This is a genomic window from Actinophytocola sp. NPDC049390 (assembly GCF_044466355.1).
Taxonomy (GTDB): domain Bacteria; phylum Actinomycetota; class Actinomycetes; order Mycobacteriales; family Pseudonocardiaceae; genus Actinophytocola.
The window spans coordinates 334,324-357,320 of the sequence record NZ_JBITMQ010000011.1 but is presented as its reverse complement, the minus strand read 5'-3'; the positions used below and the strand labels follow the sequence as shown (position 1 = coordinate 357,320).

The 22,997-nt window shown below is 70.6% G+C and carries 21 protein-coding genes and 1 other RNA gene; 5 read left to right on the top strand and 17 right to left on the bottom strand.

Going from position 1 to position 22,997, the window contains the following annotated elements:
- Positions 1–30: 30 nt before the first annotated feature.
- Positions 31–756, bottom strand: coding sequence for an SDR family oxidoreductase (locus ACIBVP_RS29760; RefSeq protein WP_396109682.1), 726 nt, complete (start codon positions 754–756; stop codon positions 31–33).
- Complete coding sequence (locus ACIBVP_RS29755; protein WP_396109648.1) at positions 753–2,348, bottom strand: alpha/beta hydrolase; 1,596 nt, start codon at positions 2,346–2,348, stop codon at positions 753–755. Before ACIBVP_RS29755 ends, ACIBVP_RS29760 begins: the two co-directional genes overlap by 4 nt.
- A 119-nt stretch (positions 2,349–2,467) precedes the next feature.
- On the opposite strand from ACIBVP_RS29755, the gene secA2 reads away from it, so the two are divergent.
- On the top strand, positions 2,468–4,819 hold the full coding sequence (gene secA2, locus ACIBVP_RS29750) for an accessory Sec system translocase SecA2 (protein WP_396109681.1): 2,352 nt from the start codon (positions 2,468–2,470) through the stop codon (positions 4,817–4,819).
- 40 nt (positions 4,820–4,859) lie between these two features.
- Positions 4,860–6,578 carry an NAD+ synthase gene (locus ACIBVP_RS29745; protein ID WP_396109647.1) on the top strand — a complete coding sequence of 573 codons (1,719 nt, stop codon included), beginning with the start codon at positions 4,860–4,862 and terminating at the stop codon, positions 6,576–6,578.
- A 5-nt stretch (positions 6,579–6,583) separates the two neighbouring features.
- Here the strand turns inward: ACIBVP_RS29745 and ACIBVP_RS29740 are convergent, their stop codons facing one another.
- On the bottom strand, positions 6,584–6,886 hold the full coding sequence (locus ACIBVP_RS29740) for a hypothetical protein (RefSeq protein ID WP_396109646.1): 303 nt from the start codon (positions 6,884–6,886) through the stop codon (positions 6,584–6,586).
- Positions 6,887–7,107: 221 nt separating this feature from the next.
- Between ACIBVP_RS29740 and panB the strand changes: the two genes are divergently transcribed.
- Positions 7,108–7,974 (top strand): 3-methyl-2-oxobutanoate hydroxymethyltransferase, encoded by an 867-nt coding sequence (panB, locus tag ACIBVP_RS29735; protein ID WP_396109645.1) that lies wholly within the window; start codon positions 7,108–7,110, stop codon positions 7,972–7,974.
- 73 nt (positions 7,975–8,047) lie between these two features.
- Positions 8,048–8,671 carry a dihydrofolate reductase family protein gene (locus ACIBVP_RS29730; protein WP_396109644.1) on the top strand — a complete coding sequence of 208 codons (624 nt, stop codon included), beginning with the start codon at positions 8,048–8,050 and terminating at the stop codon, positions 8,669–8,671.
- On the opposite strand, the gene ACIBVP_RS29725 is transcribed toward ACIBVP_RS29730, so the two are convergent.
- Positions 8,672–9,604: a glutathione S-transferase family protein gene (locus tag ACIBVP_RS29725; protein ID WP_396109643.1), complete on the bottom strand. Its 933-nt coding sequence runs from the start codon at positions 9,602–9,604 to the stop codon at positions 8,672–8,674. It abuts the gene before it with no gap.
- Positions 9,605–9,627: 23 nt separating this feature from the next.
- On the opposite strand from ACIBVP_RS29725, the gene pip reads away from it, so the two are divergent.
- Positions 9,628–10,566: a prolyl aminopeptidase gene (pip, locus tag ACIBVP_RS29720; RefSeq protein WP_396109642.1), complete on the top strand. Its 939-nt coding sequence runs from the start codon at positions 9,628–9,630 to the stop codon at positions 10,564–10,566.
- On the opposite strand, the gene ACIBVP_RS29715 is transcribed toward pip, so the two are convergent.
- The 13 genes from ACIBVP_RS29715 to rnpB form a co-directional block, all read right to left on the bottom strand.
- A complete protein-coding gene (locus ACIBVP_RS29715) occupies positions 10,535–11,323 on the bottom strand; it encodes a helical backbone metal receptor (RefSeq protein ID WP_396109641.1) in 789 nt (262 codons plus the stop codon). The genes pip and ACIBVP_RS29715 overlap by 32 nt on opposite strands.
- Positions 11,286–11,687, bottom strand: coding sequence for a DUF4326 domain-containing protein (locus tag ACIBVP_RS29710; RefSeq protein WP_396109640.1), 402 nt, complete (start codon positions 11,685–11,687; stop codon positions 11,286–11,288). The genes ACIBVP_RS29715 and ACIBVP_RS29710 overlap by 38 nt, the downstream gene beginning before the upstream one ends.
- Complete coding sequence (npdG, locus tag ACIBVP_RS29705) at positions 11,688–12,341, bottom strand: NADPH-dependent F420 reductase (RefSeq protein ID WP_396109639.1); 654 nt, start codon at positions 12,339–12,341, stop codon at positions 11,688–11,690.
- A 35-nt stretch (positions 12,342–12,376) separates the two neighbouring features.
- Positions 12,377–13,783, bottom strand: coding sequence for an RNB domain-containing ribonuclease (locus ACIBVP_RS29700; protein ID WP_396109638.1), 1,407 nt, complete (start codon positions 13,781–13,783; stop codon positions 12,377–12,379).
- A gap of 11 nt (positions 13,784–13,794) precedes the next feature.
- Positions 13,795–13,989, bottom strand: a complete 195-nt coding sequence (locus ACIBVP_RS29695; RefSeq protein WP_396109637.1) for a hypothetical protein — start codon at positions 13,987–13,989, stop codon at positions 13,795–13,797.
- 9 nt (positions 13,990–13,998) lie between these two features.
- Positions 13,999–14,490, bottom strand: a complete 492-nt coding sequence (locus ACIBVP_RS29690; protein ID WP_396109636.1) for a hypothetical protein — start codon at positions 14,488–14,490, stop codon at positions 13,999–14,001.
- A 13-nt stretch (positions 14,491–14,503) separates the two neighbouring features.
- On the bottom strand, positions 14,504–15,517 hold the full coding sequence (locus tag ACIBVP_RS29685; RefSeq protein WP_396109635.1) for a C40 family peptidase: 1,014 nt from the start codon (positions 15,515–15,517) through the stop codon (positions 14,504–14,506).
- A gap of 3 nt (positions 15,518–15,520) precedes the next feature.
- Positions 15,521–16,144 carry a hypothetical protein gene (locus tag ACIBVP_RS29680; RefSeq protein ID WP_396109634.1) on the bottom strand — a complete coding sequence of 208 codons (624 nt, stop codon included), beginning with the start codon at positions 16,142–16,144 and terminating at the stop codon, positions 15,521–15,523.
- Position 16,145: 1 nt separating this feature from the next.
- Complete coding sequence (locus ACIBVP_RS29675; RefSeq protein ID WP_396109632.1) at positions 16,146–18,206, bottom strand: magnesium transporter; 2,061 nt, start codon at positions 18,204–18,206, stop codon at positions 16,146–16,148.
- A 76-nt stretch (positions 18,207–18,282) separates the two neighbouring features.
- Complete coding sequence (locus ACIBVP_RS29670; protein WP_396109680.1) at positions 18,283–21,165, bottom strand: ATP-binding protein; 2,883 nt, start codon at positions 21,163–21,165, stop codon at positions 18,283–18,285.
- A gap of 130 nt (positions 21,166–21,295) precedes the next feature.
- The gene (locus ACIBVP_RS29665) at positions 21,296–21,841 is read right to left on the bottom strand and encodes a hypothetical protein (RefSeq protein ID WP_396109631.1); all 546 of its coding nucleotides are present in this window, start codon (positions 21,839–21,841) and stop codon (positions 21,296–21,298) included.
- 13 nt (positions 21,842–21,854) lie between these two features.
- Positions 21,855–22,127, bottom strand: a complete 273-nt coding sequence (locus tag ACIBVP_RS29660; protein WP_396109630.1) for a hypothetical protein — start codon at positions 22,125–22,127, stop codon at positions 21,855–21,857.
- A 470-nt stretch (positions 22,128–22,597) separates the two neighbouring features.
- An RNA gene (rnpB, locus tag ACIBVP_RS29655) (RNase P RNA component class A) lies at positions 22,598–22,978 on the bottom strand.
- Between the last annotated feature and the right edge of the window lie 19 nt (positions 22,979–22,997).

Below are 22,997 nucleotides of genomic sequence, written 5' to 3'. Positions count from 1 at the left end.
GTCGTCGGGCCGGGGTTGTGGACAACCGGGTCAGGTCGCCTTCCTCAGTGCCCAGGCGGGCATCCTGCGCAGCACCGGCGCCAGCGCCCGCCACGGCCACGGCGGCACGTAGGCCTGCTTCGGCTCGCGTTCGATGGCGGCCACCATCGCGCGGACGGCGGGCACCGTGTCCGCGATCAGCCTGCCCGGCTCCGGGTTCATCTCCGACCGGATGTAGCCGGGCAGGACCGTCGTCACCGTGATGGGCGTGCCCGCCACCTCCACGCGGATGCCCTCGGCCAGCGACGACACCGCCGCCTTGGTCGCCGCGTACGTGGTGATCGCGCCCGGGAGCCCACGCAGCGCGGCCATCGACGAGACGACGACCAGGTGCCCGGAGTTCTGCCGCCGGAAGATCTCCATCGCGGCCTCGCACTGTGCGAGCGCGCCGAGGACGTTGGTCTCGACGGTCTCGCGGTTGAACCGGTGGCCACCGGTACCGATGGGGGCGCCCTTGCCGATGCCGGCGTTGACGATCACCCGGTCGAGCCTGCCGAGCTCGTCGGCGACCTCGCCGAACACGCGGAACACGGCGTCCGCGTCGGTCACGTCCAGCTGTTCGACCAGCACACGGCCGGGCAGTTCGGCCCGCAGCTCCTCCAGCGCGGGCAGCCGCCGTGCACACAGCGCCAGCGACCGGCCGGCGGACGCGAACTGGCGCGCCAGCTCGGCGCCGATGCCCGCGCTGGCGCCGGTGATCAGGATGTGCTGTCTCAGGGTGTGCACCGGGTGCCTTCCTCGGGGAGCTTCAGGTCGGTCAGGTACGCCGCGCCCGCGCTGTCGACGCACTCGTTGCCCTGCAGGAACACCGTGTGCTGGGTCGCCTCGTAGGTGAGCAGGACGCCGCGCAGGCCCTTCGCCAGCGCCACACCGGCGTCGTACGGGGTCGCCGGGTCGCCCGTCGTCGAGATGACGAGCAGCTTCGGCAGGTTCGGCACGTTCGGCACGTGCGGTTCGCTGGTGTTGGGCACCGGCCAGTACGCGCACGAGTCGAGCACCGGGGCGGGCGGGTTGCCGTCGTCGAGGAACGGCGCGGCCTCCTTGTACTCGCGGTTCACCTCGAGCGCCACGTTCGGGTCGGTGATGCGCGGGTCGTCGACGCACCGGACCGCGGTGAACACGTCCTGGGTGGTCGAGTACGTCCCGTCCGGGTCGCGTTCCAGGTAGATGTCGGCCAGCTGCATCAACCCGGTGCCGTCGTTCTGCTTCAGCCCGTTGAGCCCGGAGTTCAGGTTCTCCCACAGCTGCTGGGAGTACAGGGCCTGGACGACGCCTGTGGTGGCGTCCTCGTAGGAGAGCCTGCGGCCGTCGTCCACCTGCACCGGGTTCTCGCCGAGGGGGCGGACCAGGTCGTGGAACTGTCCCAGCGCCTTCCCCCTGTCCCGGCCGAGCGCGCAGTCGTCCTGCTCGACGCACCACGCCACGAAGTCGTCGAACGCCTTCTGGAAGCCCGCGCCCTGGGCGACCACCTCCTCGACCGGCGTCTTGGACGGGTCGAGCGCGCCGTCGAGGATCATCGCCCGCACGTTGCCGGGGAACGCCTCGGCGTACGTGCTGCCGATGCGGGTGCCGTACGAGTAGCCCAGGTAGGTGAGTTTCTCGTCGCCCAGTGCCGCGCGGAGCACGTCGATGTCCCTCGCGACGTCGCGGGTGCCGAGGTTGGCGAGCATCGCGGTGCCGTGCTCGGTGTTGTCCGCGCACTTCTGCGCGTACTCCTTGGCGTCCGCGTCCTGTTTCGCCACCCCTTCGGGTGACACGTCCAGCTCGTCGTCGTCGGCCCGTTCCTCGTCCATCTCCTCGTCGGTCAGGCATTCCACGGTCGGTTCGCTGGAACCGACGCCGCGCGGGTCGAACCCGACGAAGTCGAAGCGGTCGGCGACGGTGTCGTTGGCGTCGGCCATCGACGCCGCGGTCGACAGGCCTGCCACGCCTGGGCCGCCCGGGTTGATGACCAGCGACCCGATCCGCTGGCCGTGGTCGCGGGCGGGCTTGCGCAACACACCCAGCTCGATCGTCTCGCCGTCGGGTTTCGCGTAGTCCAGCGGCACCTCAAGGTGGGTGCACTGCAGGCCGTCGCCACCGAGTATCTGCTGGTCGTACGAGGTCTGGGCGTAGTCGGCGCAGCCTTCCCACGTCAGCGCCTGCCCGTAGAACCGGTCCAGTCCCTGCGGCACGGGGCCCGCGGGGCCGTTCTGTTCCTCGAACGGGAGCTGCGGGGCCGGTTCCCCTTCTACGGAGGTCGTGCACGCCCCCGCGACGGAAGCGAGCAGGATGGAAGCTGTCACGATGGCGTGCCGACGGGTTGGCATGTCGTGATCCTGCCATTCACGGAGTTACCGGTCGGAACTCCCGACCCGGTGTGCACCGTTACCGTGCAGGTGGGCACAGCGAGAAGCGAGCGAGGAGGTGAGCGTCGGTGGCGGCGTTCATGCGGCGCGTGAAGGCCGGCTTCAGCCGGTTCCTGGACCGGCCGGCCACCGTCGACATCTCTCGGTTCGAGGGACTTCTGACCTCGGTCGAATGGCGGGAGAAGAAGGTCGGCGAGCTCTCCGACGAGGAGCTGGCCGCGGCGGCGGGCAAGCTGCGGCGCGCGGGCGACGAACCGGGGTTCGACGAGAAAGAGCTGGTCGAGCTGTGCGCGCTCGGGCGCGAGGCGGCCAGGCGGGCGCTGGACGAACGGCCGTACGACGTGCAGTTGCTCGGTGCGATGCAGCTGCTCGCCGGGCACGTCGTGCAGATGGCGACCGGTGAGGGCAAGACTCTCGCCGGTGCGATCGCGGCGGCCGGGTACGCGCTGCAGGGCAAGGCCGTGCACGTCATGTCCGTCAACGACTACCTCGCGCAACGCGACGCCGAGTGGATGGGCCCGGTGTACGAGCTGCTCGGGATCTCCGTCGGCTGGGTCAGCCAGACGTCCTCGCAGGAGGACCGGCGGGCGGCGTACGCGGCCGACGTGACGTACGGGTCGGTCAGCGAGATCGGGTTCGACGTGCTGCGGGACCGGCTGGTCACGTCCGAGGACGACATGGTCGGCCGCGACCCGGAGGTCGTGATCGTCGACGAGGCCGACTCCGTGCTGATCGACGAGGCGAAGGTGCCGCTGGTGCTGGCGGGCTCGTCCGACGAGGGCCAGTCCGACCCGGAGGTCGCGAAGATCGTCCGCACGCTCAAGCCGGGCGCCCACTACGAGAAGGACGAGGACGGCCGCAACGCGTGGCTCACGGGCCGCGGCGCGAAGGTCGTCGAGAAGGCGCTGGGTGGCGTCGACCTGTACTCGGGTGAGCACAGCGACCGGCTCGCCGCCGTCAACGCCGCGCTGCACGCGCACGCGCTGCTGGAGCGGGACGTCGACTACATCGTCCGCGACGGCAAGGTGCACCTGATCAACTCCTCGCGTGGCCGGATCGCGCTGCGACAGCGCTGGCCTGACGGGCTGCAGGCCGCGGTCGAGGCGAAGGAGCGGCTGCGGCCGACCGAGAGCGGTGAGGTGCTCGACTCGATCTCGGTGCAGGGGCTGATCGGCCGGTACACGACGGTGTGCGGCATGACCGGCACCGCGGTCGCCGTGTCCGAGCAGCTGCGCGAGTTCTACGAGCTGCGGGTCGCGGTCATCCCGCCGAACACGCCGTGCGTGCGGGAGGACGAGGACGACCGGCTGTACGACACCGTCGAGAACAAGGAAGCGGCGATCGTCCGCGAGATCTCGGCCGTGCACCGCACCGGGCGGCCGATCCTCATCGGCACCCGGGACGTCGCCGAGTCCGAACGGCTCGCGAAGCTGCTCGACGAGGCCGAGGTGCCGTGTGTGGTGCTGAACGCGAAGAACGACGCGCAGGAGGCCGCGATCGTGGCCGAGGCAGGTGCGTACGACGCGGTCACCGTGTCCACGCAGATGGCGGGCCGCGGCACCGACATCCGGCTCGGCGGCACCACGAGCGGCAGCCCGGAGGAGCACGACAAGGTCGCCGAGCTGGGTGGACTGCTGGTGATGGGCACCGGCCGGTACCCGTCCAGCCGCCTCGACGACCAGCTGCGCGGCCGTGCGGGCAGGCAGGGCGACCCCGGCGGGTCGATCATGTTCGCGAGCCTCGCCGACGACCAGGTGGTCCAGTACGCGCCGGACGCGACCGCGGGCACGGAACCGGACGACGACGAGGACGAGGGCCGGCTGTCCGACCCGACGACCAAGCGGTTCATCGACCACGCGCAGAAGGTCGCGGAGGGCGTTCAGCTGGAGATCCACCGCAACACGTGGCGGTACACCCGGCTCATCGAGCACCAGCGCAAGGCGCTGCTCGAGCACCGCGACGAGCTGTTGCGCACCGACCTGGCCGCGACCGAGCTGGCCGCGCAGTGCCCGGACCGGTGGGAGGAGCTGTCCGACGAGCTGGACGAGAAGGTCCTCGAGGAGGCGGCGCGGCAGATCATGCTGTACCACCTCGACCAGCGGTGGACCGAGCACCTCGCGTTCCTCGCGGACGTGCGGGAGACCATCCACCTGCGTGCGCTCGCCAAGGAGACGCCGATCGACGAGTTCCACCGGACCGCGATCCCCGAGTTCCGCAAGATCCCCGACGAGGTGTCGGAGCGGGCGGCGGAGACGTTCAAGGAGATCGAGATCGGTCCGGACGGGGTGGACCTGGCCGAGGGCGGGCTGCGCAGGCCGTCGTCGACCTGGACGTACATGGTCCACGACAACCCGTTCGACACCGATGCCGAGCAGGCGCTGCAGCGGGTCCGCGCGATGATCAAGAAGGTGAAGGGCGGATCACGCCGCTGATGTTTTCGCCCAAGAGGCGAAAACATGAGAGGATAGGGCCATGCCACAACTTCGCATCGCGCTCGCGCAGGTCAACGCCACGGTCGGCGACCTGGACGGGAACGCGGGTCTGATCGCGTCGTGGACCGCCCGCGCGGCGGCGGAAGGCGCGCACCTGGTCGTGTTCCCGGAGATGGTGCTGACCGGGTACCCCGTCGAGGACCTGGCGCTGCGGGAGTCGTTCGCGTCCGCGTCGAAGGCGGCGCTGACCGAGCTGGCCGCGCGCCTCGACGCCGACGGGCTCGGGTCCGTGGCCGCCGTGGTGAGCTACCTGGACCGGGACGCCGTCGGCGCGCGTGACGCGGTCGCCGTGCTGTACGAGGGCCGGGTCGTCGCCGCCCAGTTCAAGCACCACCTGCCCAACTACGGGGTGTTCGACGAGCGGCGGCTGTTCAAGTCCGGGGACACCCTCGACATCGTGCGGCTGCACGGGCTCGAGATCGGCATGGTCATCTGCGAGGACATCTGGCAGGAAGGCGGACCGATCTCCGCGCTCGGGGCCGCGGGGGTCGACCTGGTGGTGTCGCCGAACGCGTCTCCGTACGAGCGGCACAAGGACGACCAGCGCGAGCCCTTGGTGGCCCGGCGGGCGGCCGAGGCGGGCGCTCCCCTGGTGTACGTGAACATGGTCGGCGGCCAGGACGACCTGGTGTTCGACGGCGACTCGATGGTGGTCTCCGAATCGGGTGAGCTGCTCACGCGCCTGCCCCAGTTCGTCGAGCACCTGACCGTGATGGACCTCGACCTACCGGGGGGCGCGCCCACCCGTGACGGTGACATCGAGGGCTTCGCGGTACGGAGGGTGACGCTGTCGGACGCACCCCTGGCCCCGTACGAGGCGCGGCCGCTGCCCGACGCGTTCGAGCCGTTGTCGGAGCTGGAGGAGATGTGGCGCGCGCTGACGCTCGGCCTGTGCGACTACGTGCGCAAGAACGACTTCAGCTCGGTCGTGCTGGGGTTGTCGGGCGGCATCGACTCGGCGGTCACCGCGTCCCTGGCGGTCGACGCGTTGGGGGCCGAGAACGTGTACGGCGTGTCGATGCCGTCGGTGTACTCGTCGGACCACTCCAAGTCCGATGCCGCTGACCTGGCGGAACGCACCGGCTGCCACTACGAGGAACAGCCGATCGCGAACATGGTCCAGGTGTTCGTCAACCAGCTGGGGCTGACGGACCTGGCCGAGGAGAACGTGCAGGCGCGGTGTCGTGGCGTCACGCTGATGGCGTTGTCCAACCAGCACGGCCACCTGGTGCTGGCGACGGGCAACAAGACCGAACTGGCCGTCGGCTACTCCACCATCTACGGCGACGCGGTAGGCGGCTTCGCGCCGATCAAGGACGTGCCGAAGACGCTGGTGTGGGAACTGGCGCGCTGGCGCAACGAGTACGCGGAGGCCCGCGGCGAGACCCAGCCGATCCCGCCCAACTCGATCACCAAACCGCCGTCGGCGGAGCTACGACCGGGCCAGATGGACACTGATTCGTTGCCCGACTACGAGCTGCTGGACCGCGTGCTGGACGACTACATCGAGGGCGACCGCGGCTATGCGGACCTGATCGCGGCCGGTTTCGCGCCGGAGCTGATCGACAAGGTGCTCCGCATGGTCGACAGGGCCGAGTACAAGCGCCGCCAGTACCCGCCGGGCACGAAGATCACCTTCAAGGCGTTCGGACGCGACCGCAGGCTGCCGATGACCAACGCGTGGCGCGAGGGCAAGTAGCCCCGTCAGCGGATCAACACCCAGCGGCCACCGTCGGGGTTGGTGAACACGACCTCACCGGCCTCGACGGTGGTCACCCTCGCGCCGGTCGCGGGCAGCACGCCGGCGTCCTGGTTGGTGGAACGCCGCCAGATGCTGTCCGCGGACGGCACTCCGCCGGACAGGGACAGGTGCCGCCCGCCGGGGGCCTCCACCTCCAACTCGGCGCTGACGACGCCGCTCGACGAGTAGGCGCGGGCCTTCTCCAGATCGTCGAACAACTTCGGCCCTTGGTACTTGTCCGGCGTGTTCAACCACTCAACCCGCACAAGCCGACTCTCCACCGGCACCTTGTCCACGGGAAGAGCCTAGTTCGAGACAGCCAAACGAGGCCGGGCACGCCATGACGGACAGCGCGCTCGCACCGCGGTGTGAAGCTCATCGCACGCCGGTGTGCGACCGCCCGCCAGGTGTCACGCTGGTTTCGTAAGCCATCCACTAACACCCGGGGACCCACACCACGTGGGCTTCGAGGGAAGGACGGTCGACAATGACGTCAGCATCGAACCCTGAGGTGGCGGCGCCGTACGGCACGGGCCCGAGCACGCCCGCCAAGCCGGCGAAGCGCGTCCGCATCCACCACCTCAAGGAGCTGAAGGACCGCGGCGAGCCGTGGCCGATGCTCACCGCGTACGACATGTACACCGCCGAGCTGTTCGACGAGGCCGGGATCCCGGTCCTTCTGGTCGGCGACTCCGCGTCCAACAACGTCTACGGCTACGAGTCCTCACTGCCGGTGACCGTCGACGAGATGATTCCACTCGTACGTGCGGTGACGCGGTCGGTGAAGCGGGCACTGGTCGTGGCGGACCTGCCGTTCGGCTCCTATCAGCTGTCACCCGAACAGGCCCTGGCCACGTCGGTGCGGATGATGAAGGAGGGCCGCGCGCACGCGGTCAAACTCGAGGGTGGGCGGGCGTTCGCACCGCACGTCAAGGCGATCACCACCGCGGGCGTGCCGGTCATGGGTCACATCGGGTTCACCCCGCAGAGCGAGCACAACCTCGGTGGCTACCGGGTGCAGGGCCGCGGTGACGCGGCCGACGACCTGCTCGAGGACGCCATCGCCCTGCAGGAAGCCGGCGCCTTCTCCGTCGTGATGGAGATGGTGCCCGCCGAGGCCGCGAAGCGGATCACCCACGAGCTGGCGATCCCGACGATCGGCATCGGCGCCGGCCCGGACTGCGACGCACAGGTGCTCGTGTGGCAGGACATGATGGGCCTGCGGCGGGGCAAGGCGCCGCGGTTCGTGAAGCGGTACGCCGACGTGGCCGGTGTCATGAAGGGCGCGGTCGAGCAGTTCGCGTCCGAGGTGCGGGGACGTGAGTTCCCGGCACCCGAGCACGTCTTCCACTGACATCGATGCCCGCGGCCGGAAAATCCGGCCGCGGGCACTGTCGATCCGGGCCGGGCCCGTCCGACGCGTGGGCATGAGCACTCTCGCCATCAACATGTTCCTGACCCTCGACGGCGTCGCGCAGGCGCCCGGCGCACCGGACGAGGACCGCGACGCCGGGTTCGAGCACGGCGGCTGGCAGGTCCCGCACTTCACCGAGCAGCTCGGCGACGAGATCGTCGGGCCGTGGCACGCGAACCCCGGCGCGCTGCTGCTCGGCCGCAGGACCTACGAGATCTTCGCCGGGTACTGGCCCCACATCGGGCCCGACCACCGCGACTACCCCATGGCCAAGATCCTCAACGAGGCGCCGAAGTACGTGGCGTCCCGCACGCTGACCTCGGCGGACTGGACGAACACGACCGTCATCGGCGACGACGTGGTCGCGGCCGTCACCGAGCTGAAGGCCAAGGACCTCGGCGAGATCCAGGTGATCGGCAGCCTCGACCTGGCGCAGACGCTGATCCGGCACGGGCTCGTCGACGAGTACCGGCTGACCGTGTTCCCGGTCGTGCTGGGTACCGGCAAGCGGCTCTTCGGCGACGGCGCGGTGCCCAGCGGGTTGAAGCTGGTGTCGGCGCGGACCACCGACGGCGGGGTCGTCGCGGCCGTGTACCAGCCGACGGGCAAGCCGGAGTACGGGTCGTTCTCGCTGTGATCAGCCTCGGCCGTGGGGCTCGGTCCAGTCCGTGACCGGGCCCTTCGGCACGATCCGCGTCGGGTTGATCGCGTCGTGCGTGTAGTAGTAGTGGCGCTTGATGTGGTCGAAGTCGACCGTCTCGCCGAAGCCCGGGGTCTGGAACAGGTCGCGGGCGTACGCCCACAGCACCGGCATCTCGGTCAGCTTGTTCCGGTTGCACTTGAAGTGCCCGTGGTAGACGGCGTCGAACCGGACCAGCGTCGTGAACAGGCGGATGTCGGCCTCGGTGAGCTGGTCACCGACCAGGTAGCGCTGGTTCTCGAGGCGCGCCGACAGCCGGTCGAGCTCGGCGAACAGGGCGTCGTAGGCGTCCTCGTACGCCTCCTGGCTGCTCGCGAACCCGCACCGGTACACGCCGTTGTTGACGTTGTGGAAGATCGGTTCGATGACCTCGTCGATCTCCGCGCGCAGGTGCTCGGGGTACAGGTCCGGGGCGCCGGGCTTGTGGAAGGCACGCCACTGCGTCGAGAAGTCCAGCGTGATCCGCGGGTAGTCGTTCGTGACCACCCGGCCCGACTCGACGTCGACGATCGACGGCACCGTGAACCGGCCCTCGAACGACGGGTCGGTCTTCAGGTACGCCTCGGACAGGAACCCGATGCCCAGCACCGGGTCGCGGTCGCCGTCATCGAGCGTGAAGCGCCAGCCGCGTTCGTCGCGGACCGGGTCGACCACCGCGAGCGAGATCGCGTCCTCGAGCCCGAGCAGGCCACGCACGATCAGCGCCCGGTGCGCCCACGGGCACGCCAGGCTCACGACCAGCCGGTACCGGCCCGGTTCGGCCTGCCAGCCGGACGACCCGTCCGCCGTGATCCGGTCCGTGAACCGGTTCTTCTGCCGCACGAACTCGCCGCGCTTCGAAGTTTCCGCACCGAACTGCACCGTAGCCACGCCCCCGAGCCTAGGCTTCGCGCGTGCGCTTCTTCTACCCGCCGCTGTCCGCGCTCGAACAGGGCATGCTCGACGTCGGCGACGGGCACCAGGTGTACTGGGAGGTCAGCGGCAACCCCGACGGCAAGCCGGTCGTGTTCCTGCACGGCGGCCCAGGCGGCGCCACCTCCCCGCTGCAGCGCAGGCTGTTCGACCCGGCCGCCTACCGGATCGTGCTGTTCGACCAGCGCGGCTGCGGCCGCAGCACCCCGCACGTCGCCACCGCCGCGCCCGACGAGAACAACACGACGTGGCACCTCGTCGCCGACATGGAGAAGCTCCGCGAGCACCTCGGCATCGAACGGTGGCAGCTGTTCGGCGGTTCCTGGGGCGCCACCCTCGCGCTCGCCTACGCGCAAACACACCCCGATCGGGTGACCGAGATGGTGCTGCGCGGGGTGTTCATGCTGCGACAGTCCGAGCTGGACTGGCTCTACCGCGGCGGCGCGGGCGCGCTGTTCCCGGAGGCGTGGGAGACGTTCGCGGCACTGGTCCCCGAAGGCGACGTTCTCGATGGCTACCGAGAACTGCTCGACGACCCCGCCCGTGCCGCCGAGGCGGTCGCCGCGTGGAGCAACTGGGAGGGCGCGATCGTGTCGATCACCCCCAACCCGGGCCTCGCCGCCACCTACGCCGAGCCGAGGTTCGCGATCGCGTTCACCAAGCTCGCGCTGCACTACTTCGCCAACGGCGGCTGGTTCGCGCAGGACCAGCTGCTGCGGGACGCGGGCAAGCTCGCGGGCATCCCGGGCCGGATCGTGCAGGGCCGCTACGACGTGGTGTGCCCGCCGGTCACCGCGTGGGAGCTGCACCGCGCGTGGCCGGACTCGAAGCTGACGATCGTGCCGCGTGCCGGGCACGCCGTCACGGACCTGGGCGTCCTCGACGCCCTCATCGACGCGACCGACGAATTCCGGCACTGAGAGCTTCGTGCGCCTCGGCCAGCGAGGGCCCGCACCACGTCAGGTGGCGGCCGTTGACCAGCGCGTACGGCAGGCCAGGGAACGCCTCCGGGCCGTCGTCGGCGGTGAACGCGTACGGCTCGTCCGGCAGGACCACCAGGTCGGCGGCCGCCGCGTTCAGCTCCTCCAGCGACGGGCGCGGGTAGCGGTCCGGGTGGTCGGCGTACACGTTCGCCACCCCGAGCCGCAGCAGCACGTCACCCGCGAACGTGTCGCGGCCGACCACGATCCACGGGCGCCGCCACACCGGGATGATCGCCCGCGCCCACACCGGTTCCGGGGTGCGCCACGCCTCCTCCGCCGCGACCAGCCAGTCCGGTTCCGCCAGGTCCAGGCCCTGCGTGAGCAGCCTGCGCACCGAGCCGAGACCCTCCGGGACCGTCGCCGCCGCGGCCGTCACCCACACCGGGACGCCGTCCGCGCGGATGCGGGCCACGTCGTCCGGGCGGTTCTCCTCCGCGTTCGCCACCACCAGGTCCGGGCGCACGTCCAGGACCTTGTCCACGTCCGGGTACTTCGAGCCGCCCACGCGGGGGACGTCGAGTGACGGCGGGTGCGTGCAGTAATCGGTCGCGCCCGCGACCAGGCCCGGGCTGGTCGCCTCGATCGCGTCCGTCAGCGACGGGACCAGGCTGACCACCCGCTTCGGCGGCGACGCCAGCGGGACCGGCTCCCCCAGGTCATCGACCAGCACGTCGTGCCTCCTCCGCGAGCACATCCGCGTGACACGCCGCGGGTGCGCACCAGCAGCCCAGTGCCCTGCCCGCCAGTTCCGACGGGATCCGGCGCAGCAGCGACGGGTGCTCGTGCAGCCACTCGCGGTACCTCGACACCATCGTCGCCCGATCGGTGTCACGCAGCCCGACGAACGGGTTCGCGAACGGTGACTCCGGCCAGGTGTGCCGGTTGCCCGCGTGGCCGACGTAGGTGAGCAGACCTTCCTCGACCAGCCACGGCACCACATGCTTGTGGGGGCCGCTCTTGCGGACGTTCACCACCACCGTCCCGCCGGAGAGGACCGCGAGCGCGAGCTCCCGCTCGGCCGCGGTCCACCTCTCGGCTCCCGGTGGCAGCGCCTGCATCTACACGTCCGTGACGCGGATCCCGGCGTGCGCCTTGTAGCGCCGGTTGATGGCGATCAGGTTCGCGGTGAACGCCTCCACCTGGTGCGCGTTGCGCAGGCGGCCGCCGTAGACGCCGCGCATGCCGGGGATCGCGTCCGCGAGCCCGCGGACCAGGTCGGTGGCCTCGCGGTCGTCGCCCAGCACCAGCACGTCGGTGTCCATCTCCGCGATCGACAGGTCGGCCAGGTGCACCGCCGACACGTGGTGGAACGCGGCCGTCACCCGCGACTCCGGCAGGAGCTGCTCGGCCTGCTGCGCCGCGCTGCCCTCCTCGACGGGCAGCGCGAACGGTCCCTGCTTGTCGAACCCCAGCGGGTTCACGCAGTCGATCACGATCTTGCCGCGCAGCTGCTCACGCAGGGACGCCAGCAGGTCACCGTGGCCCTCCCACGGCACCGCGACCAGCACGACGTCCGCTGCGGCGGCCGTCGTCGTGTTGTCGGCGCCGGTCACCCCGTCACCCAGCTCGGTCGCGGCCGCCTCGGCGCGCTCGGCGCTGCGCGACCCGATGATCACCTTGATGCCCGCCTTCGCCCAGCGCAGCGCGAGGCCCTTGCCCTGCGGCCCGGTGCCGCCGAGCACCCCAACGGTCAGGCCTGTCACGTCGGTCAATGCCACTCCTTGTCTGATCGGTCGCTCCGTCCCACCTACGCCCGCTCGAAGACGACCTTGCGTGCCTCCGCGTCCGCCTGAGTCAACCGCACCCGAATCGTTTCACCTTCCCGAAGGTCGCCATTCACACACTTGGCGATCACCGGCGGATCGGGCAGGAACACGTCCGAGTTGTTGCCCTCCGACCGCAACACGATCGCGTCGAACTCGCTCCCCACGCGGTTGCCCAGCACCCACGCCTCCACCTGGTCGAGGCACGCCCGGTCGACCTTGTTCGCGAGCGCGTCCGAACCGGCCATCACGTCCGGCAGCGCGGGCAGCGCCTCCCGCACCCAGTCCGCCACCTCGTCACCGGCGACGAGCGCGAGGCAGATCTCGGTGCCGAACCGGTCGACCAGCCTGCGCAGCGGCGCGGTGACGTGCGCGTACGGGGCGGCGATGCCGGCGTGCGTGGCCAGTTCGGGGTGGTCGCCGTCGAAGACCGTGTAACCGGCGCCACGCAGCAGGCGGGTGGCGTCCATGAACAACGCCAGCGCCTCCGGGCGCTCCGGGTCCAGGCCGGCGAGCAGCTCGGCGGCGTCCATGTTCCTCGGCCAGTTGATGCCCAGCGAACGGGCGGAGCGGCGCAGCCACTTCACCGCGCCGTTCTCCGGGTCGGGCAGCGTGCGGAGGATGCCGACGCCCGCGTCGAGCATGAGCTTCGCCGCGGCCATGCCCGTGAGCAGGGAGATCTCGGCGTTCCACGCGTCGACCTCGACGCGCGGGCGCAACGTGAGGCGCCAGCCGTCGCCGTCGGCCTCCACCTCCTGGTCCGGCAGCTGCAGCTCGACCGCGCCGCGTTCGACCGCGCGTTCGCGGCGCAGGCGGCCGATGTCCGGCAGCACGGCCAGCGACGGGTGGGCCGTGCCGTTCTTCAGCTCGGCGTCGACCGTGTCGTAGTCGAACCGGGCCTGGGACCGGACCAGCGCGCGGTGCACGTGCGCCGACTCGAGCGCGCCGTCGGCGTCGCAGTCCAGCGTCCACAGCGCGGCGGGCGTGATCTGTCCCGGCAGGAGGCTCGCGACGCCCTCGCTCAGCACCGGCGGGTGCAGCGGGATGTTGCCGTCCGGCAGGTAGATCGTCTGGCCGCGACCACGGACCTCCCGGTCCAGCGCGCCACCCGGGGTGACGAACGCACCCAGGTCCGCGATGGCGTAGTGGACGCGGAAACCGCTGCCGCGCCGCTCCACCGCCATCGCCTGGTCGAGGTCCTTCGCTCCGGGCGGGTCGATGGTCACCAGCGGTAGGTCGGTGGCGTCCTTGTGCCCGTCATGGGGCCGGTTCGCCGCCCGCTCCGCCTCCTCCAGCACGGCCGAGGGGAAGTTCGGCGACAGCGCGAACTCCTCCCGGACCTTGCCGAACCCGATCCGGTCGCTGTTCGCACGGATTACCACGAGCGGCACCCTACCGGGCGTTAGTCATCGTCCCAGTCGCGTTCGGACTTGTCCCAGGCTTCCGTGCGTTGTTTCGCGATGTCCAGGGCGCGTTCCGCGGTCTCGCGATCCGGGTACGGACCCATCCGGTCGATCGCCGGGCACACCTCGCCGTGCTCGACCCGGTTGTGCTTCGTGCAGAAGTACCAGCCCGGGTCCGGGTTGTTGTCGGCCATGAAAAGAGCCTAATGCTGTGTCGGGGCCCAGGGCCCCACGTTCTGCGTGGGGAAACCACGCGGCGGCGTGTCCTCGTTGGCGTTGCGGTAGTCGCCGGGGATCGGGTCCATCACCGACACCAGCACCTCGGTGTCCTCCGGGTTGTCGATCCGCCTGCCGCTGCGCTCCCGGTAGACCAGCTCACCGTCCACGTCGATCTCGACGAGGTAACCCGCCTCGGCCAGCTGGTCCTCGTCGAGGTTCACGAGCTTCTCCCGCCGGGACGGGACGACCCGGTACTCCGGCCAGTCGAGGTGCCCGAACGCCTGGTGGAACTCGGCCATGATCTGCACCATCGCGTTCTGCCACGGCAGCGGCATGGCCTCCACCAGCGACTTCGGCATCACCACGTAGTTCTCGGGGGTGCCGGGGTGCGGGGTGGCGAGGTAGTCGCGCACCGGGGTGCTCGACGCGGGCCTGCCCATGTGCGGCGGGATCGGCTCTGGCGTGTACATGGTCATCGCGCCCCCTCGGTCATACGCCCGGCCGCACGGCCTGGCCCATCAGCTCCGGCTCACCCCAGCGGACCGGGCGGATGTGCACGGGCACCCCGGTCTGCTGCGCCTCCACGATCTTGCCGTCCCCGATGTACATCGCAACGTGGTGGATGGTGTTCGGATCGCTCGTGTCGTAGCCCCAGAACAGCAGGTCACCGGGCTGCGCCTGCTCCACGGGCAGCATCGCGCCCGCCCGGTACTGCTGGCGAGAAACCCTCGGGAGAGTGACGCCGACCGCCCGGTACGCCTGCAGCATCAGGCTGGAGCAGTCGAACGAGTTCTGGTGTGTGGTCGCCGCACCCCACTGGTACGGCTTGCCCTGCTGCTTGAGCGCCCACTGGATCGCCTGACCGGCCTGCTTGGTCGGCGCAGGCACCAGCAGGCCCGTGCCCTCGCCGCAGCCCGTCGGGTCCGGGACCAGGCCGACGTTGCCGATCAGGTGGGCCGCCATCGGCTCCCACTGGTGGTAGCGGTCCGGGAACGCCGACCGCTCCACGTCCTGGGCGGACTCGCCGGGGCGCTGCTTCTCCCAGTCGGGCACCTCTTCCAGGACGTCGTAGAACTTGTTGATCGCGTAGACGGGGTCGGTGACCTGGGCGGGAGTGCCCCAGCCCATCGACGGCCGCATCTGGAAGATGCCGAGCGAGTCGCGGTCGCCGTAGTTGAGGCTGCGCAGCCCCGACTCGGTCATGCCCGCCTGGATCGCGATCTGCCACGCCAGCGGCGGCAGCTCGCGTTCCTTGCCGATCTCGATGATCTTCGCGACGGTGCCGCGCTGCTCCTCGGTCAGCTTCGCCGCCGCCGACGCACCGCTGCCGGGTGGGCCGGACGTGATCGGGCCGAGGCTCGCGTTGCAGGTCAGCGACCCGCTCATCGCGCGTGCCTGGTCCACCGCCTGGTCCTGCGACACCACCTGGGTGACCGCGCTGACCCCGGCGACGGCGACCGTCACGACGACCACCAGCCCTCCGACGACGATGGCACTTTTCATGCGTCAGCTCACCTGCTCGTAGAAGGCCACCCGCCAGCCGTCGGGGGTGTCGATCACCGTGATGAGTAGGTTGCCGTCGTCGGTCGGCAGCTCGACCTGGACGGAGCTCGTGAAGGACTCGACCGCCTTCGGTTCGCCGGTCACCTTCGTGGCGCCGATGTTGCCCGGCTCCACCGTGGCCATCTCCGTGAGCTGTTCCTCGGTCGTGAACGGCCGCAGGTCGGCCAGCCAGTCCTCGTTGCTGATGCCCTCCGGGTGGTTCACCCAGGCCCGTCCCCACGAGTCGGCGACGTCCAGCGCGGCCGGGTCCGGCGGCGCGGACGTCGGCGCGGACGGCACCGAGGTGATGCGCGTCGGCAGGTCGCTCGCCGACCCGGTCACGCCCGGCGTGTTCGTGGTGCCGGGCGTGCTGGGTGCGGTGGTCGGGTTCTCGTTGTCCGACGACGCGGCCGCCGCCGGACCGCCGGGCTTGTCGCCGCCGGTCAGCTGCGGGACGAGGATGCCGGTCGCGATGACCAGCACCGCGACCACGAACACCACGACGGTGAGGTGGCGGGGCGAGCGCATGGGCCAGCCCCACAGGCGTCGGTAGACCGCGGCGCGCCCGCGGTTGGTGCGGATCGGCATGTCACCTCACCGCCGCGTCGGTGTCCCGCGGTCCCTCACGCAACGGCATGCGCCGTGGTTCCCGCCGTGGTGCCGGTTCCCGCACCTCGAGCCCCCGCGACGGCCGGTACACGACGTGCACCGGGCGCCCGGCGACCATCTCGACGTCCGCGGCCCTCGGGTTGTTCCTGGGCGCCGCGGTCGGCGCCGACTCGAACCGCCCCTCGCGCCGCGGGGTCGTGACCTGCGACGGGACGACCATCGCGTCCTCGCCGTAGTCCCGGTCGTACACGGGGGTGGTGTCGACGACCCTGCTGCGTCGCGGCGGCAACACACCGGCCGGGTCGTTCCGCCCGCCGGGGCCGCCGGGCATGAGCACGGCGTCGCCGTCCCCACGTGCCGCAGGCAACCCGAGCGCGCTGGTCCCGATCGGCTGCCGCCGCGTGTCCAGCCGCTCGGCGGTCGCCATGACCGGGCCCGCCGCCTCCGGCCGCGGCCTGCGCCCGGCCGGACGCGTGGTGGCCACCGTGTCCCCGGCCAGCTCCTCGTCACGCAGGTTGTCCCAGAACTCGTCCTGCGGCCCGCGCTCCGCGTCGCCCTTGCGACGGCGGAACCGGGAGAAGATGCCGCCCCGGCTCGCGGTCGGCACGGAGGCCCCGACCGCGCCGACGGACAGCTCCACCATCTGCCACATCCGCTTCATCGGCCGGCCGACCAGCAGGAACACCACCGTCACGATGCCCGCGAGCAGCATCTGCACCAGCATCGACAGCTCGACGTCCGGCCCGAAGATCAGCTGCAGGAACTTGAAGTGGATGCCGGCCAGCATGGCCAGGATCAGCACGTTCAGCACGACCGCGCCGACCGCCCGGCCCACCTTGCGCAGGATGTCGTGGTGGACGAGCGCCACCAGACCGATCACCGGCGCGGCGAGCGTGAACACCCGGAGCAGCAGCTGCGCGAGCAGCACGGCGAGCTTCGCGAGGAACTGGAAGAACGAGTACACGAGCGACTGGAAGAACGCGAGGAAACCCGACCCCGCCCGGCTGCCCTCGGAGCCGTCGAAGTAGCCCTGCGCCGAACCCAGCTCGTTGTAGATCTTCTCGTACTCGGCCTGTTTCGCGGCCTCGGCCTGGTCGTTCGCGTCGTTGCCGCTCGCGAGGTCCTCCCACTTCCACGCCTGCGCGTCGAGGAGGCGACGGCCGAACTCCTCCGCCTGCGGGGCGTTCGGCTGCCCGAACTCACCGCGCAGCCAGTTCTCGTAGACGATCCTGGTGTGCAGCTCCGTGGGCAGCACGTCCCGCTGGATCCGGTCGTCCTCCGGGTTCTGGAACCCGTTCTGGATGCCGGTGGTGGCCTCCACGATCAACCGGTCGATGGCGTCGTAGTTGTTGACCAGCACGAGTGTGGACGCCGCCAGCCACATGCCACCGAGGGCGAACAGACCGCGTTTCGACACCGTGGCCAGGTCGCCACGCCAGATCTGCCGGAACATCATCACCGCCAGCACCAGCATGAAGACGCTGAACAGCTGCATGTAGATGTTGTCGAAGATGGCGTTCGCGGCCGCGCCGATCTGCTGGTTCAACCCGCCCAGCACACCGCCGTTGTAGAGCGTGTAGTGCAGCGAGTTGGTGGCGCCGACGATGTTCTTGCCCAGGTTGAACAGCTCGTTGCCCAGCCAGGTGTCGATCGTGACGCTGGGGTCCGAGATCGAGACCGGCTGGTTGCAGTTCGGGTCGTAGGTGTGCCAGACCATGCCGGCGTAGCCGTGGTCCAGGTACGGGCTGTTCGGGAACTTCTCGTTGGTGTACGGGCCACCCGCCTCGCCGTTGCCCTGAGACGGGTCGATGGCGCCGACCATGCCCGCCCCGGGACGCTCCGGGGATGGGGCACAGCTCGTTTCCTGCTGCTGTGCCATCGCGGGCGAACCGAAGATCGCCTGCACGCCGAGGATGCCCGCCACGACCGCGAGCGAAGCGAACCGGCCCCTACGCCCGGCCGGTTTCGCTGTACCGCGTCTTTTTCGCCGCCGCGCCGTGAAGAACAGCACGGCGGCGATCGCCACCAGGAACGTGATCATGCTGCGCCGCCTTCGCCGGCCCCGGCCGAGCCCCGGGGAGGGTGAATGCTCGCGCGTCGATGGCCGCCGTCTTCAGTCATGCGGCATCGACCCGTCCGCGTTTACCTGCTTTCTTGCCGTTGCCTGACCCGTCCGGGGGGCCGGACGGGTCCACATCCGTGTTGGGGTCGTCCTCGGTGAGGCCCAGTTCGAACTCCGCCTCGAGTTCGAACTCCTCGTCGTCGTAGCGGCCCTCGTCGTCGACCGCGCCGTCGCGTGGGGGTGCTTCCTCGTCGCCGGGGATCTCCGGGGCGTGCGAGTCGGGGGGCAGGACCGCGCCCGGGCCCGCGTCGCGCAGCGCGTCCGGGGTGGTGTCCATGGCCGCGCGCAGGTGGTCCAGGTGCGGGCCGGACAGGTCGATGCGGATCCGTTCCACGCCACCGGCACCGTCGGCGAAGATGAACTGGCGGGGTGCGGTGTCGCGGACCGTGTCGCGGTGGCCGCCCGGGCGGCGGCCCAGCGACGCCACGACCTGCTCGTACCCGGCGCCGACCGGCACCTTCAGCAGCCGCAGCGCGTCCTCCTGCGCCTGGTCGTCGTCGAGACGGCCGACGAACACCGAGTCCAGCAGCGCCACGAAACCCTGGATGCGCAGGAAGTCCGCCGGGATCTGCGACGACAGCAGCACCCGGACGTTCCACTTCCGCGAGTCACGCGCGAACCGGTTCATCAGCACGCGACCGGTCGGCACCTCCGACAGGAAGAACGCCTCGTCGATCCACACGCCCTTGCGGGTGTCCTTCGGCCGTTCGTAGATCGACCGCTGCGTCAGCCACGCCGCCAGGTTCAGCATCTCCACGCCGAGCGACTCGGCGTCGGTCCAGTGCTCGCGGCCCACGCCGTCCTTCGGCAGCGTCAGCCCGGCCATCGTCATGACGGTGAGCCGGTCGTCGCGCTGCTCGGTGTACGGGTCGGCGTCCTTCTCCGGGATGAGCAGCGACATCCGCTCCCGCATCTCGTCGAGGAAGTCCGCGACCACGACCGCGTGCTCGTGGTGCTCCGACGCGTCCCGCCGCAGCGCCTCGAACACCTGGCTCGGGTCCGCGTCCGGGCGGCCGCCGACCACGCGGACCGCACGCAGCAGCACGATCCTGGTCTGCGGCATGCGGGCGATGTCGTACGGCAGGAGCCCGGTCAGCACGTCCAGTGCGAGACGACGGCGGGTCGCGGCGGCGAGCGCCTTCTCCCGGCGCCACGCCCGCTCCGGGTCGTCCTCCTCGACGAAGTGCTCGAACTGCGGCTCCGCCACCACCCGGTACGGGTTGAGGATGCCGGGCTGCGCGTTCAGCAGGTTGATCGGCCGCGCGTACGGCCGCAGCTCCGGCAGGTCGCACAGCTTCGTCAACGGACCGGACGGGTCCAGGATCGTCCAGTGCGCACCGGCACGGAGCGTCTTGTAGACGACCCCACCGCCGAGGAACGACTTACCACCACCGAGCCCGGCGACCATGGCGGTCAGCCCGGACCCGTCACGGATCTCCTGCGCCATCCACGGGTCCCACGCCACCGGGCGCCGGGTCGCCGTGACGGTCTCGCCGAGGAGGATGCCGCGGCGGTCGCCCACCTCGGCGGTCGCGGTCGGCACCGACGCCGCGGCCCACACCACCGAGCCGCGGCGCATGTACGCCGACGACGCCAGCGGCTCGCCCGGGATGAACTCGCGGGCCAGCGCGTACTGCGCCTCGGGGTGCTCGATGGCCACCTTCGGCTTGTACAGCTCCAGCAGCTGCTGCGCGAGCCGGAGCGCGTCGCGCTCGGTCGGGCCGGACACCGCGCAGCGCCACCACGACCGCACCCGGGTGGCCAGCGCGGTGAAGCCCGACGTCATCTCGTCGTCGATCTCCAGCACCCGCGACGCCTGCCGGGCCAGCGACTGCGGCGGCTCCAGCTCGTGCTCGTCGGTGTAGTGCCGGACCTGCGAGCGGACCTTGTTCATCTGCCGCTGCAGCTCACCCGACACCTCCTCGGGCCGCCGCACGTAGATGCGCGCGGACCACTCCACCGAGGCGGCGAGCCGGTCCGAGTGCTGCACCCACGGGTCGTCGATCTCGGGGATCTGCAGCCCGTGCATCTGGCCCACGGTCAGCACCGCCACGTGCCGGGTCATGCCCGCGTTCGAGCCGGTGCGGCCGCGCACGGTGACGGTCGGCGAGTACGGCTCCTGGTGGAAGTCCGCCGCGTCGGTGAACGACGCCAGGTCCTCCGGCTCCCACGCCGCGCCCGGCACGGCCGGGAGGTTGCGGGGCGCGGGCAGACCCAGCGAGCACGAGCGGTGCATCAGCCAGGACATCTCCTCGGCCGTCACCGGCCGGCCCTCGAGCCCGGCGGAGGCGATCACCTGGTCCAGGTGCTCGACCTCGGAGTCGATGGCGAGCAGCTCGGCGTCCACCGCGGCCGGGAAGATCCGGCGCAGCAGCGGCGCGGCGCGCTCGACCGCGCGGTCCACCATATTGCGGGTCTGCACCTGGACGCCCAGGTACACCTCCTTCTCCGCCATCGACCGGCCGAGCAGCTGCTGCTGCTCACCGATCAGGTAGTCGTCGAAGGACAGCGCGCCCGCCGCGTCGGGCAGCCGGTTGACCGCGTTGTGCACGTGCGCCTCGGCCCACATGCGGATCGGGTACGGCCGGGTGGTGACGCGCAGGTGCAGCCACCGGCCGTGCAGCTCGGCGTACTGGCCCGCGATGGCCGCGATGAGGTCCTGGCGCTGCGAGTCCGAGCGGAACGACCAGCGCTGGGGCGCGAGCCGGTACCACGCGAACACGTCGGTGCCGTTGCGGAGGAGGTGGCCGTCGATGCTCCGTGCGGCGATCGACGGGGTGTACGTCGGAATGGACTGCTCCCCTGGGAGACGTCGGTTGCGCTTGCTGTCGGCGGCTGGTCGGTACTGCGCCGGCTGTTGTCTCGCCTGTCTCGCCATGGGTGGGTCGGGCAGGTCGTACTCCGGTGCCGCGTGCCGGCCCCGGTGGAGTTGTTGCTGCTGTGGTTGCTGGCGCCGGGCGTGGGGCATCCCCGTGGCCGGTGCCGCCGGCGGGTACGGAACGTGCGCCTCAGGCGCCCGCTTGCGTCGGCGTGCGAACACCGCCACCCCTCCCGCGTTTCGTCTGCTGCTGCCTGGGCCCGCGCCGCTGCCTCGCCTTCGCACGGGCGCGGTCCGCCCGCGCCCGGTTGCGCGCGGCCTTCGAGGGTTTCGCGGGCTTCGCCGACCTCGCCGCCTTCGACGCCTTCGCCCGCTTACGCGGCCGCGTCGTGTTCACCCGCACCCTCGTGGCGCTGACGGCGCCGCCCTCCCCCGCGGTTGCCTCACGCGGGGCGGTCAGCTCACGCAGCCACATGGCGGCGACCGCGGACAGCGGCCGTTCGTGGCTGATCTTCGAGGTGATCATCCTGGTGACGAGGATCGTGATGACGATGCCCCACGCGATCGACCAGAACAGATCGATTCCGAGGCGCCGCTCCACGGTGAGCACGATCAGGAAGACGAAGACACCGACGCCCCACGCCACATAGCGGGCCCGCCACGGCATCGTCGCCCGCGGGGGCCCGAGCCAGACGGCGTCGACGCGGTAAACCTCGTCGTCGGTACGTATACGCACTGCTGCCCTCTGCTCAGCCCGTGAAGAGGCCGGCGATCCACGTGCCGATGTTCTTGCCGGCGTCCGTGGTCACCGCCAACCCGATGATGGCCAGTGCGACGATCACTCCGCCCAGGCGGCGCATGACACCCGCGTTGTCACCCTTGCCGCCGCCGAGCCACAGCAGGAGCAGGGCCACCACGAGCAGCAGCAACGGGATGATGTTGTTGAGGATCCAGTCGCGGACGTTTGTCGTGCCCAAACCACCGGTTTCCTGGGCGAGCTCGAAGGTGGTCATGGCGATCATGTTGTTGACTCCCGTGTGCGCGGAGCGTCCCGCTGTTGTGCGTTCGTAGACGAGTAGAGCACGCCCGCATCACGATGGGTAGTGACGGGGCGGCGCTCCGTAGATCCACATCTGGTGCACTCGTATTCTCCTCGGCGCTTCGGACGTGCCATCTGACCACACACATGATGCGGCTGGAATGGCCGGTAAGTCGCATCGACCACTCATCCGGACCAAACTGCGCGGATCTTCACCCGCCTGCGGCGGCGACACATAACTGTAGGTGTGGAGACGGCGGGGTCAACCCGCTCCCACTGAACTGCGTTAACTCGTTTGGCCTAGCGGAACAAGGAGAGGCGTGTTCGCCACACCGGCCCCGCACCGTTGCCCCGTTCGGCGCAATCCCTGTGACTCATGCACAATCGGCCATCCTTCGCGGGGTGGGCGATCGTGATCGAAAAGCCGCACACGGCGTGCTGCTCCTCGGCGGGCGGACGAGCCGGCATGTAAGCCGGATCCTGTCCCCGGCCTCGCGGCCGGTGGGCGGTCATCCATCTGGGCCTGCCGTCGCCGGCAGGCTCTAGCGGCCTACCCGCAGGCTCGGGCGGGCCGCCCTCGAACGCCTGCGCAGGAGCCCGGAGGCTCCCTCTTGGCCTTGCTCCGGGTGGGGTTTACCTAGCCACCCCGGTCACCCGGGGTGCTGGTGGTCTCTTACACCACCCTTTCACCCTTACCTGGTCGTACCAGGCGGTTTGCTTTCTGTGGCACTGTCCCGCGGGTCACCCCGGGTTGCCGTTAGCAACCACCCTGCCCTTCGGAGTCCGGACTTTCCTCGACGGGCTTTCACCCGCCGCGACCGCCCTGCCGACTCGTCCGCCCCACCAGGGTAAC